The sequence below is a fragment of the Verrucomicrobium spinosum DSM 4136 = JCM 18804 genome (genome assembly GCF_000172155.1).
In the GTDB taxonomy this organism is placed as follows: domain Bacteria; phylum Verrucomicrobiota; class Verrucomicrobiia; order Verrucomicrobiales; family Verrucomicrobiaceae; genus Verrucomicrobium; species Verrucomicrobium spinosum.
Genome location: NZ_ABIZ01000001.1, coordinates 366,542 through 385,393, shown reverse-complemented (window position 1 = coordinate 385,393; position 18,852 = coordinate 366,542). Strand labels below are relative to the sequence as shown.

16 protein-coding genes are annotated in these 18,852 nt (G+C 60.7%); 3 read left to right on the top strand and 13 right to left on the bottom strand.

The features are described from left to right. Positions 1 to 2 precede the first annotated feature (2 nt). The 4 genes from VSP_RS38755 to VSP_RS01420 form a co-directional block, all read right to left on the bottom strand. Positions 3 to 962, bottom strand: a complete 960-nt coding sequence (locus VSP_RS38755; protein ID WP_009958235.1) for a glycosyltransferase family 9 protein — start codon at positions 960 to 962, stop codon at positions 3 to 5. A gap of 52 nt (positions 963 to 1,014) precedes the next feature. Next, entirely contained in the window at positions 1,015 to 1,611 is a 597-nt protein-coding gene (locus VSP_RS33335; RefSeq protein ID WP_009958234.1) for a hypothetical protein, read from the bottom strand. A 32-nt stretch (positions 1,612 to 1,643) separates the two neighbouring features. Then, entirely contained in the window at positions 1,644 to 3,011 is a 1,368-nt protein-coding gene (miaB, locus tag VSP_RS01430) for a tRNA (N6-isopentenyl adenosine(37)-C2)-methylthiotransferase MiaB (RefSeq protein ID WP_009958233.1), read from the bottom strand. A gap of 472 nt (positions 3,012 to 3,483) precedes the next feature. After that, the gene (locus tag VSP_RS01420; RefSeq protein ID WP_009958230.1) at positions 3,484 to 8,001 is read right to left on the bottom strand and encodes a PVC-type heme-binding CxxCH protein; all 4,518 of its coding nucleotides are present in this window, start codon (positions 7,999 to 8,001) and stop codon (positions 3,484 to 3,486) included. A 243-nt stretch (positions 8,002 to 8,244) separates the two neighbouring features. Between VSP_RS01420 and VSP_RS01415 the strand changes: the two genes are divergently transcribed. From VSP_RS01415 to VSP_RS01405, 3 genes are all read left to right on the top strand, one after another. Further along, positions 8,245 to 8,487, top strand: coding sequence for an AbrB/MazE/SpoVT family DNA-binding domain-containing protein (locus VSP_RS01415; protein WP_198141290.1), 243 nt, complete (start codon positions 8,245 to 8,247; stop codon positions 8,485 to 8,487). Next, positions 8,484 to 8,900, top strand: a complete 417-nt coding sequence (locus tag VSP_RS01410; RefSeq protein ID WP_009958227.1) for a type II toxin-antitoxin system VapC family toxin — start codon at positions 8,484 to 8,486, stop codon at positions 8,898 to 8,900. The genes VSP_RS01415 and VSP_RS01410 overlap by 4 nt, the downstream gene beginning before the upstream one ends. Positions 8,901 to 9,026: 126 nt before the next feature. Continuing rightward, positions 9,027 to 9,722, top strand: coding sequence for a hypothetical protein (locus VSP_RS01405; protein ID WP_009958226.1), 696 nt, complete (start codon positions 9,027 to 9,029; stop codon positions 9,720 to 9,722). A gap of 614 nt (positions 9,723 to 10,336) precedes the next feature. Here the strand turns inward: VSP_RS01405 and VSP_RS43895 are convergent. From VSP_RS43895 to VSP_RS01365, 9 genes are all read right to left on the bottom strand, one after another. Continuing rightward, positions 10,337 to 10,525: an addiction module protein gene (locus VSP_RS43895; RefSeq protein ID WP_081452340.1), complete on the bottom strand. Its 189-nt coding sequence runs from the start codon at positions 10,523 to 10,525 to the stop codon at positions 10,337 to 10,339. A gap of 180 nt (positions 10,526 to 10,705) precedes the next feature. Continuing rightward, positions 10,706 to 11,476 carry an SH3 domain-containing protein gene (locus tag VSP_RS01400; protein WP_009958224.1) on the bottom strand — a complete coding sequence of 257 codons (771 nt, stop codon included), beginning with the start codon at positions 11,474 to 11,476 and terminating at the stop codon, positions 10,706 to 10,708. 51 nt (positions 11,477 to 11,527) lie between these two features. Further along, a complete protein-coding gene (locus VSP_RS01395) occupies positions 11,528 to 12,445 on the bottom strand; it encodes an SWIM zinc finger family protein (RefSeq protein WP_009958223.1) in 918 nt (305 codons plus the stop codon). An 18-nt stretch (positions 12,446 to 12,463) separates the two neighbouring features. After that, positions 12,464 to 15,214: a DEAD/DEAH box helicase gene (locus VSP_RS01390; RefSeq protein WP_009958222.1), complete on the bottom strand. Its 2,751-nt coding sequence runs from the start codon at positions 15,212 to 15,214 to the stop codon at positions 12,464 to 12,466. Between the two features lie 104 nt (positions 15,215 to 15,318). Next, a complete protein-coding gene (locus tag VSP_RS01385) occupies positions 15,319 to 16,056 on the bottom strand; it encodes a 3-keto-disaccharide hydrolase (protein WP_009958221.1) in 738 nt (245 codons plus the stop codon). Positions 16,057 to 16,157: 101 nt separating this feature from the next. After that, positions 16,158 to 16,667: an RES family NAD+ phosphorylase gene (locus VSP_RS01380; protein WP_009958219.1), complete on the bottom strand. Its 510-nt coding sequence runs from the start codon at positions 16,665 to 16,667 to the stop codon at positions 16,158 to 16,160. Between the two features lie 92 nt (positions 16,668 to 16,759). Beyond that, positions 16,760 to 17,182: an antitoxin Xre/MbcA/ParS toxin-binding domain-containing protein gene (locus VSP_RS01375; RefSeq protein WP_157210677.1), complete on the bottom strand. Its 423-nt coding sequence runs from the start codon at positions 17,180 to 17,182 to the stop codon at positions 16,760 to 16,762. 197 nt (positions 17,183 to 17,379) lie between these two features. Then, complete coding sequence (locus tag VSP_RS01370; RefSeq protein ID WP_009958217.1) at positions 17,380 to 18,120, bottom strand: Bax inhibitor-1/YccA family protein; 741 nt, start codon at positions 18,118 to 18,120, stop codon at positions 17,380 to 17,382. Between the two features lie 78 nt (positions 18,121 to 18,198). Beyond that, the gene (locus VSP_RS01365; RefSeq protein ID WP_009958216.1) at positions 18,199 to 18,834 is read right to left on the bottom strand and encodes a flavin reductase family protein; all 636 of its coding nucleotides are present in this window, start codon (positions 18,832 to 18,834) and stop codon (positions 18,199 to 18,201) included. Between the last annotated feature and the right edge of the window lie 18 nt (positions 18,835 to 18,852).

The following is an 18,852-nucleotide window of genomic DNA, read 5'->3' as shown; positions in this document are numbered from 1 at the left end:
CCTCACAAGGCTGACGAATCAGTTTTCTGCGGTGCATCAGCCAGCAGCGTGACCGATTCATCCAACACGCGAGCGGTGCTCAGCTCGCCCAAATCCCCCGTCTCCTCCAGAAGAATTCGGACCCCGTCATTCTTCGGTGCCCAAATCGCGGGGTCGGTGGGGCCGAACAGTAACAAGGACCGCAAGCCCACTGCGGCAGCGAGATGCCCGATCCCGCTGTCGTGCCCCAGAAACGCGGTCGAGGCAGCAAGACGGTTTCCCAGCTCCGGCAGAGGAAGCTGATCCCAGTGCAGGAAATCGATGCCCTGCCAGCCGCTCAGGATGGCGGTGGTGGTGCCCCGCTCAAGTTCCGCTTCCCCCGTGACGAGGGCAAGCCGCCATTGAGGGAAACGGGAGGCCAGCTCCCGCCCTGTGGCGATCCAACGGTCCAGCGGCCAGTTTTTCTTCGTCGATCCGCTCCCAGGGTGCACCGCCAAGATGGGGCGGTCTTGCGGCACCGCCCCGCTGGGAGCCAGGTCCAAGCGCGGAGCCGGGTCCTCCAGATACATCGCAAGCCGCTCCAGCGGACGGGCCAGTTGCTCTGCCGCATGGCCCTCTCCCGGTAGCACGCGATGCGAGGCCTCCAGGAAAGTCCTCACACCGATGCGCTCCATGTTCCCGCGGAAGTAGCCGTCTGGATCGTACAAGTAGCTCACGACGAGATTGAAACTCCGGAAGTAACCCAGAAGCGCTTCGTCCAGGGGTGCATTGGGTACGAAGAGCCTGGCCATCGAGACATGCTCGAGATGCCGGGTCGCCTCCGCCAGCCCACCCGCCAGTGCGAGGTCCAGAATCGGCTTGTATCCCAGGATCTCCAGCTGGATGCCCGGGATGCTCTCTCTGAGCAGCCGGATGGCTGGCAGCGTGAGGATGAAGTCCCCAATAGCCCCACCGCGGATGACGAGGACTCGAGGGGCAGCCATGGGTACAGATCACTTCCACTCCCTGAGAAGGAGCAGGTTCCTCTGCCTCAAATCAATAGTTCACCAGCGCCACAACCAGCAGCACGATCCCATAAGCGGCCCCAGCCAGGGAGGCCAGCTTCCAGCGCCCGGTTGTTTTGGTCGCCCAGGTGATCCAGTCGCGCATCAGGTAGGGCATGCCCACGAAGAACATGCCGACGATGATCCAGACGTAGGCCAAGATGGGGAGCAACAGACGGCTGATCTGCGGCTGGAGAAAAGCAGCATGCAGCACTGGAGAGGCGGCCAGGAGCATCAGTGTGCCAAGAGCGCGCACGGCCAGAAACTCCGGCACATACATGACGACCAGCGCAAAGGTGACCGGCAGGATCATGAGCAGATACCGACGGAAGGTGAAGAACTCGCCCATGTCCATATAGGCGGCGAGGAAGAGGCTCCAGACCAGGCAAATGCCCAGAATGACCACGCCCCAGGTGCGGTTGCGCGGAAAGCGACGGGCGATCGCGATCGAGGCCTCAGCCTTCCACCAGGCAAAAAGGTGGGCCAAGGCCAGCGCCAGTCCCAAGACGATCCCGGTAGCCTTCAGTGGCAGCCCTGAAAAGTCGGGGTTCTGATGGAAAATCCAATTGTAGAGCTCCTGAAGATTCATGCGGGGCGTCGGTAAGGCAGAAGGCGGGCGGTCTAGTTCGCCAGAACCGCTTCCCCGTAAAGGGTGAAGTTTGCGAAATCAGTCACATGAACGTCAAAGATCTGGCCCGTGAGGCGTTCTGCCGGGCCCTCGAAGACGACAATCTTGTTCGTGCGGGTCCGGCCGACCAGGCGGGAGGCGTCCGTTTTGCTGGGCCCTTCGCAGAGGATCTCCACCTTGGTCCCGATCAGCGGCACGTACTTGGCCTGGGCATGCTGGTTCACCAGAGCGAGCAGGTCCTGGTTGCGCTCTTCTTTGACCCGCTCAGAGAGCTGAAGGGCGTCATCCATCTCCGCTGCCGGGGTGCCACGGCGCTTGCTGTAGCGGAAGATGAAGGCATTCTCAAACTGCACGCGGTCACAGAGCGCGCGGGTCTCCTGGTAGTGCTCTTCCGTTTCCCCTGGGAAACCCACAATAATGTCCGTGCTGACGGCAATCCCTGGACGGGCAGCGCGGATGCGGGCCACAAGGTCCTCAAACTTGGCCGCACTGTACGGGCGGTGCATCTTTTTCAAGATGGCGTCCGATCCGCTCTGGAGAGGCAAGTGCACATGCTCTGCCAGCTTGGGCAGGTAGGTGAAGGCGTTGATCAGGTCCGACTTGTACCCAATCGGGTGCGGGCTGGTGAAACGAATGCGCTCGATGCCCGGCACCTCGTGCACGCCTTCCAGCAGCTGGACGAAGGGGCTCTTGCCGTCCTTCATGGGAAACTCATGGCGGCCGTACAAATTCACGATTTGGCCCAGCAGGGTGACTTCCTTGATGCCCTGGTCGGCAAGGCGCCTGACCTCTTCCACAATCTCCGCAATCGGCCGGCCGCGCTCCCCACCCCGGGTATAGGGCACAATGCAGAAGGTGCACTTCATGTTGCAGCCCTGCATGATGCTGACAAAGGCCGAGGCTTGCTTCTCCTTCAGGATGTGGTCCCGAATCGCGTTCTGGGAGGAGCTTTCCTCCTCCACGTCCACGATGGAGAATTTCTCGTCGTCCATCTGGCGCGCTTCCTTGGCGCGGACGATCTCCTCCACATACTCCACCACGCGATGGTACTTCTGCGTACCCACCACGAGGTCCACCTTCGCGGTCTTGAGGAGTTCCCCGGCGCGGCTCTGGGCCATGCAGCCCATGAAACCCGTCACCACATGGGTGCGCTGGCGGTGGATCTTCCGCAGCATGCCCATCTTGCCAATGGCCTTTTGCTCCGCCTGATCACGCACGGAGCAGGTGTTGATGAGCACGACATCCGCCTCCGGCTCCTCCCGGGTCATGGTATAGCCGCGCTCGATGAACATCTGCGACACCTGCTCGGAGTCGCGCTCGTTCATCTGACAGCCATAGGTCTTGATGTAAACTTTGGGCATGGGGAATGGGGAGCAGGGAGGATACGCCCGGAGAAGTCGGGAGGCAAGTGGCGTGCGTGGAGGGGTGGTGGCCAGTGCGTCAGTGCGTCAGTGCGTCAGTGCGTCAGTGCGTCGGTTGGCAGTTGGCAGTTGGCAGTTGGCAGTTGGCGGCGCGGCCTTCGCTCCCCCAAGTTTCTCTGCTGCGATGCCTCCCGGTCAGTGGGGACCCCACGCTTCCAGCGTGGTGCCTTCTGCATCCTGCGGAAGGCTCAGGTCGCCATCACGGTAGGTGTCTTTCATGCCATCCGGCTTCCGCAAGCGCCTCCCCAAGGAGTTCACGAACGGCCGATTACCAATCGGCGGCACAGCAGATTGCCAATCTGCGCTACGCTCACCTGACCCGCCCTCAACACAAAAATGCCGGGCAGCGCAAAGCCACCCGGCATGATCTTGATTGCTCGATCCTCGACTGAGGTTCGATACCTACACAAACCTACTTCGCCGCCACCGGTGCCTTCAAGGAGGCCAGGTACTCCACGAGGTTCACCAGGTCTTCCTGGGAGAACATCGATTGAAGGCCAGAGGGCATCATGGTGTTCGGCAGCTTCTTGCGCTCGGCGATCTGCTGCTTGTTGAAGGAGTTGGCCACACCGCCGGGAAGGGCGAGCACGAGTTCGTCATTGGTCTCGCTGCGCACGATGCCCATGGCGACGGTGCCGTTCTTCAGCGTGATCTGCCAAGTCTCGAAGCCCATGCTGACGCCCGCATTGGGATTGATAATGGACTCGTAGATCACTTCTTTGCCCAGCTTGGAGCCGATCTCGGTCAGGCCGGGACCGAAGTCCGCCCCGATGTTGCCCACGCGGTGGCAGAGGGTGCAGGTGCTCTCCGCCTTGGCGTAGATGGCCTTGCCCTTCTCCACATCGCCTTTGATCTTCACCAGTTCTGCGATGGAGGGCAGCGCTTTGCCACCGGCCGCAGTCGCAGCGGGGAAGGTCTTCGCCACACGATCGCTGATGCCGGGATACGCCACCATGCTCAGCGCGGTGCCAGCGTTGGCCTTGAGCTCCTCAGGGAACTTGCCGGACTCTGCCAGCGCCAGCAGCGCTTCCGCACCAGCAGCACTCAGGGAGAGAGCCTTCACCGAGGCAGCCCGCACAGGAAGCTCGCGGGTGGCATTGGTCAGGATCTCGGAGAGGAGGTTGATCGCCCCTTTGTCACCGCTGCCACCCAGAAGAGCGACCACCGCATCCGCTTTGGGTGAGGTGAGGGCGCTCGTGAGCTGGGTGCGGCCGCCGGGCGACTTCAGAAGCAGCTTGATGGCTTCCACCGCGAGCGGGTTGTGAGGCTCGGCCAGAGCGGCCTGCAGCACCTCAGCATCCTTCCCCGACAGGCCAAAGCCCTGCACCACCTCAATGTACTCCGGCGTGCCCTTGGCGGATTCCAACACCTTGTCGAGCACGGACTTGACCTCCGGCTTGTCACGGAAGCTGGACTTGCCCAGGCGGTTCAAGACCTCACCGGCCACCAGCTTGCGATCCGTGGAGGTGGAGACGACCTTCACCAGGGCGTTGCCTTTAACGTCGCTGTCAGGGAGGAAGTCCAGAGCACGCAGGTAGCGCGGAAGGTCGGCGTCATTGGCCTGTTTGTTGGTGAGCAGCCGGGCCAGGTAATCCAGTGCGGCGGTGCTACGCACACGCCAGACGATGTCGCGACCAGCGGGCGTGTCCCACTTGTCTCCCACCGAGGCGAGCCAGGCGGAGAAGACGCGGTCTTCACGCCCCATGGAGCCGATGCCGAGGGCCTCCAGGTACCAGCGGTCTTTGCCATCGTGCTTGGAGGCCAGCGCCACCCAGCATTCGGCGAACGTGTCTGGAGCCTTGGCATCCGCGCCGCCTTCCTTCACGGGTTCGATGATCGTACGCAGGGTCACGGCATACTCACGCAGCACCTGTTTGTCCGCCTCTTTCTTGATGCGGGGCAGCAGGTAAGCCGGCAGGTCCTTCAGGCCCGCCGTCAGCGTATTGGTAGCGCTGGCCAGACGAAGCTCACGCACCGCAGTCACCCGGATGTCAGCGTCCTTGTCTTCCAGCCCCTTGGCCAGCCATTTTTCATGCTGGCCGGGCAGGCGCAGCAGCAGGTGGAAGGCACGGGCGCGGATCACCGCGTCGTCCGATTTCCAGAGAGCCTGCAGGACATCTTCCGCCTTGGCACCCAGAGCTTGCAGTTTCACATAGGCCACATAGCGGGTGCTGTTGTTCGGCGACTTCAATGCCTCGGCGCAACCGACCGCGCTGTTGAAGTCCACCTTGGCGGGGACTTGATACGCATTGCCCTTCGGGGCCACGCGGTAAACGCGACCGCGGATCTTTTCCGCCACGTTGTCGCCCATGTTGTGGCCACCCACACCCGGGTCATACCAGTCAGCGACAAACAAGGAACCGTCTGGAGCGATGGCCACGTCCGCAGGGCGGTACCAGTTGTCGTCCGTGGTGAGGATGTCCACCATCTCTGCGGTGTAACCGGCACCGACCTTCTTCACCGGATACGCCCGCACCGTGCGGGGGCCAGCGTCGCAGTGAATGAGCTGGTTTTCAAACGTCTTGCCCAGGAGTTTCCCCTCATTGATGAGGATGCCCGTGGGGGAACCGCCGCCGGTCTGGAGCAGGTTCGGGATGGTGCCCGGGTCATTCTGGTGCCAGTGCATCAGGGGGACCTCAGTCTCGATGTTGGTTCGAGGAGTGCGCCACCCGGCACCGGTGATCTCATCGGTGTAGCCGTAGCTGCCATAGTCCAGGATGGCATTGATGCGGACGCCCTTGTTGCCGTCGTCATCGTTGTCGGACTGCCACATGCCGCCGAAAGAATCCACGCACACTTCATAGTTGTTGCGGAAGTTGTGACCGAGCGTCTCCACATTGGTGGCCTTGGCCGTGCCCAGATCGATATCGCAACGGAAGATCATGCCCTGACGGTAGGGCTTGCCCTGGTCTGAGATGTCGTTGCCCAGATTGTCCTTCACCCGGGAGCCGTCGGGCCACTTGAGCTCGCGCCCTTCGTTGCCGAAGTTGAAGTAGAATTTGCCATCGGGTCCGAAGACGATGGCGTGCGCATTGTGATCGTGGTCAAAGTTTCCGCCGACCATGAAGATCTTCTCGGCCTTCTCCGCCACGTCGTCGCCATCCGCATCGGTCAGGAGCCAGATGTTGGGGGAGGCACTCACGATGACCTTGGTGCCCTTTTCCTGGGGGAGCACGCAGATGCCCAGGGCGTTGGTGAGCTCACGGCTCTGGTAGAAGGTCTTCTCGCCAGCCACGCCGTCGCCCTTCTGCTGGGTCAGGATGACCACACGGTCCCCGGCTTCACGCAGAATGCCCCAGGGCTTCATGCTGGAGCGGTAGTTCACGGATTCCACCGCCCACACGCGGCCCTGCGGATCGATGTCGAGGTTGGTCGGGTTCTGGATCTGGGGCTCCACGGCGAAGAGCGCGGCCTCCAGGCCCTCAGGGGTCTTGAACCCGCGCATCTGATCCTGAGCGTCCTGTACGCCATATTCCTTCTCGGCCCCGCCGGTGCCCTTGCTGGCCATCATGGGAGCCGGAGGCTCGCTGGTGAAAACACGGGCCACAATCTTGTTTTGCCCGCCTTGTTTGGTGCCGCCTTCGTCAATACCAACCTTGCCTTCAAAGGCGACCGTCCCCTCGGGGAGGTCGAATCCGATGAGAGAGTTCGAATGGGTGCCGAAGCCCTGCAGGGACTGCCCCGCGGGAGTGCTCTCCAGCCGCAGGGTGCCGCCGCTGACATTGCGATTGATGCCGATGTTCCCCCAGCCGGTGCTGGACTTTTTGATCTTCACCTCGGTGAGCTTGGTGCGCTTGCCGTCCGCAGTCACCAGGGTGGGCTCCACCCAGTCGGTCCAGTCAGCGGCAATGCCGTCTGAGCCTTCCGTGACCACCAGATACAGTTCCTTCGCGCCTTTCAGATCCACCTTCACTTCCACCAAGCCATCCGCCTTGCCGATCTCACGGCGAAAGAGCGCCTTGGGCTCCACCGCGCTGGTGGCGGCGGGCTTGGCAGGTGCTACGGCTGGCTTGGGTTCAGGCTTTTTTTCCGGCAGGCCCTGTCCGGGCTTGGGGTCCAGGTTGGCTTTGAGATCTTCTTCCGTCACCTTGGAAATCACGCCCTCGGCGGGGACATCGATCTTGGCGCTCCAGAGAATGGCATTGAGCACCAGCTTGCGCTGGTCGTCATTGCCCCAGCCCTTGTGATAGTGACCGCCGGTGAAACCGAAGCCTCGACCGCCGCCATCCCGCTCGGCTGCCCAGGCCACGTGCTGCGGTTTCTTGTTGGCCACCTCTTCACGCACCGTCGGATTGCCGCTGTGCGGACCGTCCGGACGCTTCATCGTGGTGTCTGGCGGAATGTCGCTCAACACCGGGGTCACCCCCTTCATGTTCGGGCGGAAGCGCATGTGGAAGTACCACTCGTCATTGGTGGTGAAGGGCTTCACCCCATTGGCCACCGGGTGCTTGGGGAACTCCTTGAAGTTCGCGTCCCAGTGCGGGTTCACGCTCCAATGGGTCTCGAAGCAGCCGCCCATCCACTCGATGAACTCCTTGTTGCCCTTGTCTGTGGTCGGCTCCACCGCGTAATGCAGCGCCACAAAGCCCGCGCCACGCTTCATCTCCTTGTCAAGCTGTTGAAGATGATCGCCTTGCAACGCGGGATGCCCCCCGCCGCCATCCGAGTAGATGAGGATGGTGTCCGCCTTGCCCAGCTCCTCCGAAGAGGGCCAGTCAGCATTCAGGTGCACCTTGATGTCAGCCTGGGTGCCTGCGTCCTTGAGGCACTTGGCCAGCAACTGCACGCCGGCGTTGTGTTCGTGCTGACCGGGGCCATGGGACTGCTTGCCAGCAATCAGGACGATCGTTTTCGATTTGCTGTCGGCGGCAAAGGCGGACGTCAGAGACGCCGTCAAAGCCACTCCCAGCCAGAAAGTGAGTTTTCTCATGCGATGGAATGGGTGAATGAAGAGCCTACCCCATACGCACAAGGCGGGGCAAGATTATCAACCGGGGATGTCCCGAGGTGACGAAAAATCAGGGGTGTCAAAGGGACCCGTCGGAATGCCCCTTTCTTCGCAGTTGCGGACTTCTGGGAGAAACCGAGATCGACACACGTCAAGCGGCTCCCGGGGCTCCCGGTCTTCTTCCTTGGGCACTTGACGGCATCAAGCGTAGAGAGGATGATCCCTATGACCATGACGACCGTGATGTCTCCCAAGGGCCATATCGCACTTCCTGCTGCGATCCGGGAAGAATTGCACCTGTCTCCAGGAGACGATTTTGAGATTGAAATCGAAGACGCCGAAACCATCACCCTCCGACGCATCTCCAAACCCGCCAATCACGGTCTGATCGACCTACTGTTGGCGTGCCCGGCTGAATTTGAACTTCCCGACCGGGACAAAGACGACACGAGACCGCTTGGACTGTGAATTATCTGGTAGACACCAACGTCTATTGCGAACCACTGCGCGCGAAGCCTGACCCCAAGGTGGTTTCTTGGCTGCGCGCACATGAATCCAGCATCTATCTCAGTGCTGTCACGATTGGGGAGATACGCCGCGGAATCGAACGGCTCTCCGACGGAACAAAGAAGGCCAAGCTTCATCATTGGCTTCAGGCAGTTTGCGAGGCGATGAAAGGGCGCATTCTGGCATTCAATGTCAGTACCGCACACATATGGGGGCAATTGAAAGCCAACATGGAGTCAACTGGGAGGGCCTTGCCGTCACTCGACGGCCAAATTGCAGCAACTGCCTTGCGACATGGCCTCGATATTGTAACCCGCAACACTGTAGACTTTCAACACACGGGAGTCCAGGTGATCAATCCCTTTGAAGATTGAAGCCCTGTCGAGACCTCTGTCGGATGCGCTCTAAATCTGAGGACCGATGCAGGATTGCCAGTGAGCGCCTCGTTAATGGCTCCAGTCGACGCACATCCAGCTTCAGGTCTGCTACTACAATTCAAGATGAAATCCTGCCTTCCCCTGCTCCTCGCCACCCTCACTGCTGCCTCCGCCCTGGCCCAGGACTCTGGCACCTACAGCCGCACCATCTTCGCTGACGACTTCGCCAAAGACGGCTTCGGCAAACGCTGGGGTCATTACAAGAGCGGCAGCGTGGTGAAAGACGGCGTGCTTCAGGGCATCACGCCCGAGGGTTCCGACCACTCCGCCGTGGACAACGTGGTGATTGAACCCGAGAAGGACCTGGAAGTGAACGTGAAGTTCCGCTACACCAGCGACAAGGCCAAGAGCTTCAATCTCTGGTTCGATGACAAGACCTTCAAGGGTTCTCACGCCGGCCACATCTGCAACGTCAATGTGAGCCCCACTGCGGTGAACATCGGCGACGCCAAGACCGGCAACTTCCGCAATGACATCTACGCCAAGAAGAAAGAGCCAGGCGGCCTGAGCGCCGAGGAAAAAGAGTTCCTCAAGACCAAGAACAAGAGCTTCCCCGTAAAGCTGACTCTGCAAGACTGGCACACCCTGACCGCCCGCACCCTGGGCGATGAAATCGAAGTGCTGTTGGACGGCAAGTCCGTGGGCAAGTTCAAGTCCGAGGGCATCGCCCACGAAAGCAAGACCTTGATCAGTCTTACCACGAACCCCGTGGACGTCCAGTACGATGACTTCAGCATCAAGGGCGTGGCGAAAAAGTAGTTTCCCAACATGACAGCACCCATCATCGAATAGATGATGGGTGCTGCACAAGGCAGTGGTGGCGGCAAGAACGTGCGATGCAGCAAGCCTCGGGCGACGTTTCATCGGCAAAAACCGTCTGCGGCAAGCAACGCAATGGGCCTACCGCTCCGCGGTAGAATTACAGACGACCGCACCATGGGTAGTCCTCGCTACACTCGGCCGACCCATGGCTAAGGATGGGTGAACCCTCCGGGTTCGAATGCAGGTGATGCGTCAGGCAGTCGGCATGGCGGTGGTCAAAACCTCAATTCCGCATGCTTTGAGAACAGTGTAGCTTCTCCCTTTGCTCGCAGTATTCCCCAGAGAGGAGAACACACCACGCTACCTAATTCACCAATAGGCATTGAACCCGAAGGGTTCGCCACGAGTAGCCATGGGTGAAACGAGCGTAGCGAGTGCAACCCATGGTAGTCAGACCAGATATTCTACCGCGGAGCGGTAGACCCATCACGTCGTAGGCCTGTGTCCGCCATCTTCAGGCAAGAGATCCAGATCCGCCTCAAGTCTGAGGTGCACGCTCGTGCAACGAAGCTGGAACACCTCTCAAATGTCCAATCACCGCCATCTCATTTTTAAAACCGCCTCTTGAGGGCGTTGAGCGTTTCTGGCCCGTCTAAAGCGACCATCTCACCTCTTTTGAATGCCTGAAAACGAAACTGCGCCTCGGCGGCCCAAGATTTCTTCAGTTTCGCCGGTGAGAGAGCCAAACTCGCAAACAACCGGCCTGCAAGCACAGCACGCTCGGGTTCAGAGAGTTCCAGGGCTTCCTATTCGATGGCTAAGGCAGTCAGCATTGTCGGGAGAAGTTCCCCCTAAAACAACCGAAGAAAAGGAGAATGCGCAACGAAACCGTAGGGGAAACCCTCCAGCATGACTGCGTTTCGCGTCAACCCGGCAAGAATCTCCCCACCCTCATCTTGTTAATCCTGTCTGGGAAAGCGTCACCCTGCCCAAGGCAGCTCGGCAAACTCCATCTCCAGGTACTTGGCTCGAACCCAGCCGGTGAAACCGCTTTCCGTGCGGATTAAATACCATTGGTTCCCCATGAGCTCGATGTCATCGCCGGGCTTCGCTGATGAGGGATCCCAGAGCAACACGCGGAACTTGCTGCCCTTGCGAGTGTTGGCGAGCACCGTCTTCCCATCGCGCGTCTGATACACAGGAAAGGAGGTCACCACCGTGCCCTCGATGCCGGAAGTTTCCTCAATGGCCAGTGAATAAAACTCCTGCGGGATCTGGGTGAGGGTCAGATCCTTGCCAAAGACGTACTTCTCTGTCTTCATCCAGAAACCCATCCAGTCCGTGGCGATCAACGTGCCGTTCCCCGGCACCTTCAGATCCCCCTGGCCTTTCACCTTGCCCACTTGTTTGAGCTGGCCGTTCACCATGGCGAAGAAGTAGCGAACAAGGTAGTCGCTGTCCCCCTCGGCCGTGACTTCCAAGACCTTGGCCGGTTGATCCCCCGAGACACGGTGAGCCTCCAGGGCGACGGTAAAGCCGGTAAAATCCTTGCCCAACGGGATGGATTCCTTGCCCGCCTTGAGCACGGCGGATTCGAAATCGGAATCTGGATTCGACCGGCTCAGTTCCACGGTATAAGTCTGCGACATCCCGTTGCCTGTGAGGTCCACGCTCAGCTTCGGCGGAGGATCCACCGCAAACAATGTCGGGGCCAAGACCAGACCGAGCCATGCGGACAGAAGAGCTTTCATAAGACGATCAAAAAGAAGTACGGAGCAGAGTGGGCTGAGTTGCCCACGTCCCTATGCCTTCTTCTTTTTGACCGCGCTCTTCTTTGTGACGGCTTTTTTTGCTTTTTTCGCCACTTTCTTGCTGGCAGCCTTTTTTCTGACAATTTTCCTGGTCTCCACCTTCTTCTTGGGCGGCACCTTCGCTCCGGCCCTCGGCCCCGCCGCAGGTGCCGCATCCAGCAGCCCATCGGGGATTTCCAGATTGCCCAAGTCGATGCCAAACACGTCGGACAAATCCGCAGCACCAATCACCCCTTCCTGCGCATCCGCATCCACTGCCGTCAGCGCATGGACCGCGTCCACAGCACTCGTGCCAATGAGCTCTGCTGCATCCACCCCGCGCAACTTGAAGAAGAGTGCAGGGTCATCATCAAGCCGGCAACTCACCCCATAAAGAGTGGCGGCAGCATGCTTGCAGAGGCCTGCGTAGTCCGGGCACGAGCAGGTGATGAGAATTTCCTTGGGCGCCGGAAACAAACCCTGTTGGGGATCCGTCACCTGCTGCAGGATCTGGTCACTCAGCTTGCCTCCCAGCAGTTCCACCAGCGAGCCAATGCCGCCTGTGCAGGCCTCCTTCAAACTCTGCCACCGGTTCTTCAAGAGCGGTTTGACGGTGATGCGCACCTCATAGAGATCTGACCCCATCACGGTGCTGGTGATCTCTCCCTGCTCGATGGCGAGATCCATCACCGCTCCCTGACGCAGGTAGGTACGCCCCCGTGGGAGGCGGTTGGAGTAGTCACTGTAAGCCTCCAGATTGCGATTCCAAGCCTTCCCCCAGAAGGTGATACTCAGCCCTAGCTTGGCCTTCGGCACCACAGGTGCCAGGAGTTCGCCTTTTTTGCGGCGCTGATCCACCTTGCGTTTCGTCCTCGCCTTGGCGGCGGCGCGATCTTCGTAGTTGTCGTAGCTGTAGGAGTACCAGGACATGAGCAGGCGGGCGGCAGATTATTCAGCGCCAATAGCACGGAACTGCAGGAACTCGACAAGATCTTTATCACTCATCTCGGTCAGGAGCTTCACGGCCCCATCACCCTCGCCCCCGAGGATCTCGTTCGCCAGAGCGCGTTTCTCCCGGATGATGCCGTCGATCTTCTCTTCCAGCGTGCCCTGGCAGACAAACTTGTGGACCATGACGGCCTTGGTCTGGCCGATGCGGTAGGCGCGATCAGTCGCCTGGTCTTCCACCGCGGGATTCCACCAGCGGTCGAAATGAATCACATGACTGGCGGCCGTAAGGGTCAATCCGGTGCCGCCAGCCTTGACCGAGATGACAAAGAACGGCGGCCCACCGGGGCTCTGAAACTCCTCCACCAGCTGGCCGCGCTTCCCCACCGCCGTGCCGCCATGCAGCACCAGGCCAGGCCTGCCGAAGACGGTGGCCAGGTAGTCCGCCACCGGCAGGGTCATTTCCTTAAACTGGGTGAAGACGATCACCTTCTCCTGGCGGTCGGCAATGCCGGAGCAGAGCTCCTCCAGACGCTGGAACTTGCCGCTGTCCGCCGGCAGATAGCGGCTGTCACCGCTCCACTGGGAAGGATGGTTGCAAATCTGCTTGAGCTTCATGAGCGCGGCCAGGATCACGCCCTGCCGCTGGATCTGATCCTCTGTATCCCCCAGCTCCCGGGCCAGCGCGGTGACCACCCGCTGATAAAGCTGGGCCTGCCGCTTGGTAAGCGAGCAGAAGGCGGTCATCTCCGTCTTGCGCGGGAGGTCCGGCGCGATGGCAGGATCCGTCTTCACCCGGCGCAGGATGAAGGGACGCACCAGCTTGCGCAACGGAGCGTAGCCGCTGCCGGCCTTGGACATCTGCCGTGCCCGGGCGGCAAAGGAGCCCGCAGAACCCAGCAACCCCGGGTTCAGGAAATCAAAGAGGCTCCAGAGGTCCCCCAGGCGGTTTTCCACCGGGGTGCCGGTGAGGGCGATGCGCAGGGTACCTTGAAGCTTTTTCACCGTGCGGGCCTGGGAGGAGCCGGCGTTCTTGATCGCCTGGGCCTCGTCCAGCACGGCGAGGTCCCAGGTGATTTCATTAAACCCCGTCAGCTTGCCCAGCGTGGTGTAGGTGGTGAGGAACACGCCGCCGTCCCTCATGGCAGGATGTTCTCCAGACTCCACCTTCGCCAGTTCCCCGGCGCTCAATGAGGAGCGATGTGCAATGACCACCGGCACGGCAGGTGCGAACTTCTTGAACTCACGTTCCCAGTTGGCCAGCAGGGAGGCGGGTGCCACCACGAGGCTGGGCGTGAGGGGCTGCCCGGCCTTGCTGCGAGCCTCCCGCCGCCGCAACACCAGCGCGATGAGTTGCAGCGTCTTTCCCAGGCCCATGTCATCCGCCAGACAGGCTCCACAGCCAAGACGGCCCATAAAGTCCAGCCAGTCCAGCCCCCGCTGCTGGTAGTGACGGAGCGTGGCCTTCAGTCCTGACGGCGGGCGGCTGCCAGCCCCCTCCGCTTCAGCCCGCATGCCCGCGAGCAGACTGCGGAGGGCATCGCCCGCCATGAAACTGACCAGTCCGCCGGTGTCATCCAGGGTGACACCGTCTGCGGCAGCCGCACCGCCCTGCCAGCCCGCCAGCCAACGCAATCCTTCGTGGAAGGGCACACCATCGCGATTGGCTGCCTCCGCACGATGCCAGTGATTTAATGCCTGCTGAAGCCGCTCACGATCCGGCTCGATCCACTTCCCCCGCAAGGAAATAAGCGGGGCATCACTGGCGAGAATCTTGTCGATCTCCTCCCGCGTCAAGGGCTCGCCGCCGAGGGCCACATTCACATTGAAACTCAGCAACACCTGCGCGCCCACTGTGCTTTGTTTGTCGCCCGCATCCAGGGTGACCTGGACCTGCGGCGACGGAGGGCGACGCCCCTGCCACCAGTCTGGCACCTTCACAAGCAGGCCGCTCTCTTCAAACACCGGGATCTCCTGGAGAAAGGCGAAGGCTTCCGCCGGCTCCCAGGCCAGGGCCTGAAAGACGCGCTTGGAAGCAATGAGCTGCTGCACCAGGGCGCTGCGTTTTGACGCCGCATTAAGCGGCTCTAACAGCGTCTGCAGCGCACTGCGATCATTTCGCCCTGCACTGTCCTGCAAGGCGCGGGCCAGCGGCTGGTGCTGCGGCTCGCTCCGGGCATTCACCCGATGGGTGTAGGTGGCGATGAAGGCGAAGGGGCGCTGGGGATCACGCTTGTTCTCCGCCAGATGCAGGGTGACCCGGCCCACCATCCGCCACACGGGATGCAGCTCGCGCAAGACGGCCTCCACATCATTTCCAGCTGCGACGATGCGCGCCGCCAGCGTGCGATGCAGATCTTGCCACAAGACGGCCAAACTGGCCGGGGTGAGGTACTCCATGCCTTGCACGGGCGGAGCCTCCTGGATCCACTGGTCCAAAAGGGGTTGAGCGGGCAGCTGCACCGGGTTCTGCCACGCCCCCTCACGCAGCCCGGGCACCTGACAAAACTGCATGATGAACTCCCGTACCAGATGCCGCCACCAGGCGAGATCGGCAGGCAGATCGCCATCCGCCATCTCGCCAGCGAGGTGCAAGAGGGCGGCCGTAGCACTGCCTTCGTCCGCGTGGGTCGCCCGCAGTGCCTTCTCAAGCTTGGCAGACACCTCCTCGGTGGCCGCGAGCCCCTCTGGCGTCAAAACCAGAACGCCTTCGGGCGTGAGATGAAACAGGGGCAGAAGATCGGCAGACATGCGACAGGTCGGGAGACAAAGAAAGAGCCCGCTCTCGCACTTCCCAAGGGGATGCGCAAGGCGGGCTCTAAGGGAGAGATAGAGAATCTCAGATCCGGGTCAGACTACTGCTTGAGGATCAGGTCCTTGAACTGGACGATCATGGGAGGACCGGCATGGATCTGGAGGGCCAGGATGCCTTCCTTGGGAGCATTGGCGGCGTCTTCGTCCGTCACGTCCACGGTCTGCTTGCCGTTGATGAAGTGTTGGAGGTGGTTGCCCTTGGCCACGATCTTGTACTCGTTCCAGTCTTCGCTCTTGATGGAGGCCTGGATCTCTTTGCTGTCACCTACCGTGCCGGTGGCTTCCACCGCGAAGTCCTTGCTCTTGGGATCAGCGGGGTTCTTGGCCTGGGGCTTGATCACCGTCTTCTGGCCACGCTGGGCAAGGATGCCACGGCCTTTTTCTTCATAAAGGATGCCGCTGTAGGTCGTGCCAGCCTCGAAGTCGGCCTGGTAGCCACTCACCACGGGACCGAAAGCGCCGGGGGCCAGCTCCTTGCTGCGATACTGCACACCGCTGTTCCCGGCGACAATGCGATATTTGAAAGTGAGCTCGAAATCACCCACCTTGCCATCCTTATAGACCAGGAAGGTGTTGTGGCTCAGCGGGCTCTTCTTGGGATCCGCCTCAGAAGCCGGGGTCTGACCCGTGATGGCCCCGTCCTTGACGGACCAGAGATCCTTGTTCCCCTCCCAGCCGGTCAGGTCTTTGCCATTGAAGATGGCCTTGCCTTCCTCCGCCGAGGCAGAGTGAAGCGTGAGTGCGGCGGCAACGAGGGAATAGAGAAATGCGCGTTTCATGAGTGCAGCTAAACGGAGACTTCGACCGCTTTCCAGCATGGAGGATGGAAAAGTTTGTCCCGCTTTCGCGGGAGGCAGGAGGCGACAAGACTGGAGACCGCTCAGCCACCAATCCGCTGGGGAAGACTTCCGTGCGGATCATAGACCTCCAGATAATCCGTGGAAGGTGCAACCAGTCGGTCGGGAAAAACGACGAGATTCACACCTCCGGGATGTTTCGCAGAACCATATTTGATCGCGGCAATCCTGCCCGATGCATAGGCCGCCAAGGCAAGCTCTTGAGTGGGGGGATTTTTCATCTTCACCCAGACCCCTGTCATCTCCTGCTCGTTGGTGCCAAGGGTTTGGAGCGTCAATGCGTCCGTGAGATCCAGCACCTGACTCACAACTCCGTCCACAGTCACCAAGGCCCATGGCGCTGTCCGCAAGGGGACACTCCCTCCAGGCATCAGCACCAGCGCTTGTACCTCCAGCAAGGCCGTGATCGGTTCCCACGCAAGATAGACGCTATCGAATCCTCCCACCGGCGTAAAACGCGCTCCTTTGATCTTCGCCGCCCCGCCCCACAAGGGTTGAGGAACGGACTTTCGGCCACCGGCCGGTTTCATCATATGGTGTATCCCGACCAGTCGGGACCACGGTCCATGAACAGCGATCAATTTGACCTTGGAGAGGGCGGTCTTGAGCCTCGCACCGTGCAACATCAGACCGGAACCCCATTCCACGCGTTCTCAAGAATCAGCAGTACGGCGTTCGCATCACCGGCAAGAATCGTTTCAAGCGCCGTCGCCCCCTCCAGATCCGGATGAGGTGTGTTCAACCAGATGCGAATGGCCTCATCCTTACCAAAGAACTCATGCAGCAATTCCAGGGACCGCTTCACCCGACGGAGCGCGACTTGATACGTCGCGGCCGAAGGATTGCGATGCACGGCCTTGTAGTTGAAACCCAGCCCCTCGGCGAGCGGCTTTAGCGGAGTGCCCATGAAGTCCGCCAGCTTCTGTGCGTCAATGCGCCCCGTTGGGGAATCATGAAGCTCTGACAGGATCACCTTGGGAGCGTCGACAGCATTCAGCTGACGCAGTTGGGCCTCGAGTTCTGCAATTTGAGCGCGAATCTTCGTCACCTTTGCGGACCCAGGCTGATCAGAGTTTTTCGTCCGAGCGCTGGCCTTTCCTTTTGCCGCATCGCGCAGGGAACTTTTCCCAGCAACAAGCTTTCGACGCGAAATCAATGGACTGACGGCGGGGGGCATTTTCACAGTCTACCCAAAATCCACCGAAAGTCCACCAATTATCCCTAGGCGATCAGGTTGACTCTCGCTCAATCCTTCCTGCTCGCCAACTTCGCCAGCAACCGCAGGATCTCCACGTACAGCCAGATCAGCGTGACCAGCAAACCAAAGGCGGCATACCACTCCATGTACTTGGGGGCACCGTGCTCGACGCCTTGTTCGATGAAATCAAAGTCCAGCACGAGGTTCAAAGCGGCGATCACCACGACAAACACGCTGAAGCCGATGCCAACCAGGCCGCTGCCGTGGATGTAGGGGATCTCGATGCCGAAGAAGCCCAGCACCATGGTGATGACATACACCAGGGCAATGCCGCCGGTGGCGGCGAAGATGCCGAGCTTGAAGTTCTCCGTGGCCTTGATGAGACGCAGGGAATATGCAGCAAGCAGCGCGAACAGAACGCCCAAGGTGAGCAGCACAGCCTGTAGCACAATGCCCTGGAACTGCGCTGCATACATGGCGGACAGAGCACCGACGAAGAGCCCCTCAGCCACGGCATAGAGGGAACCCGTGAAGGCGGCCCATTCCTTTTTGAAGACGGTGATGAGGCAAAGGACAAGCCCAGCGATGGCACCACCGATCATCCACGGCATGGCCGCCGAGGGGTTTGCCATGCCGAGCTTGTAGGTGTAGCAGGCGGAGGTGAAGACCAGCACCATGAACAGGGCGGTCTTGTTCACCGTGCCCTGCAGAGTCATGGCGGGTTGCGATGCACCGACCCGAAGCTCGGCAAAGGTGGAATCTGAAAGTGCGGGATTCGAGGTTCTCATGGGCTCGAGGATGGGTTGGGGGTGATACGATGGCCAGCCCTGCTGATACGAAGGGGCTGTTTCTCCAGAGATTGTACTTTAAGGGGCGGGGCGACGCATGACAAACAACGATTCGGGTAAAACGCGCCCATAGGACGCACCACCCAGACGCGAGACATAGTCCACTGCCCCCGGCTGGATCTCGGAAGGATCAGACGTCATCAGCCCCTGGGCGACGTGAAACATCACCACCTCGCCGATGATGTAGTTCGCCGCATCCGGCCCGCTGCCGTGGTGGACCACGGTGTGCAGCTTGCACTCCATGGCGAAGGGAGCCTCCTGCACGCGGGGCGGCTTGACCTTGAGCGAAGGCACCGCCGTGAAGCCGCTGTCGGGCCACTCGCTCACCCCATAGGGCACCGGGCGGGAGGTGGCTACCATTCCCTGCGTCATCGCTCCAGAGACGGTATGGATGACGTACTCGCCGGTCGCGTGGATGTTGCGCAGGGTGTCCTTGAAGGAGCCGTCCTCCTTGGTGCAGGGGGAAAAACACACGCTCACCGGATTGGAGCCCGCCCCCATGAAAAAGGAGAACGGGGCGAGATTGGGGACTCCGTCGGCAGACAACGTGGAGACAAAGGCGATGGGACGCGGTGCGACGGCGTGAATGAGCAGGTCGTAGGGATCAAAGCCCAGATCGGGAGCCTTGGGATCAAATGCGTGATGAGTGTTCATGAACTGGAAGGGATACGA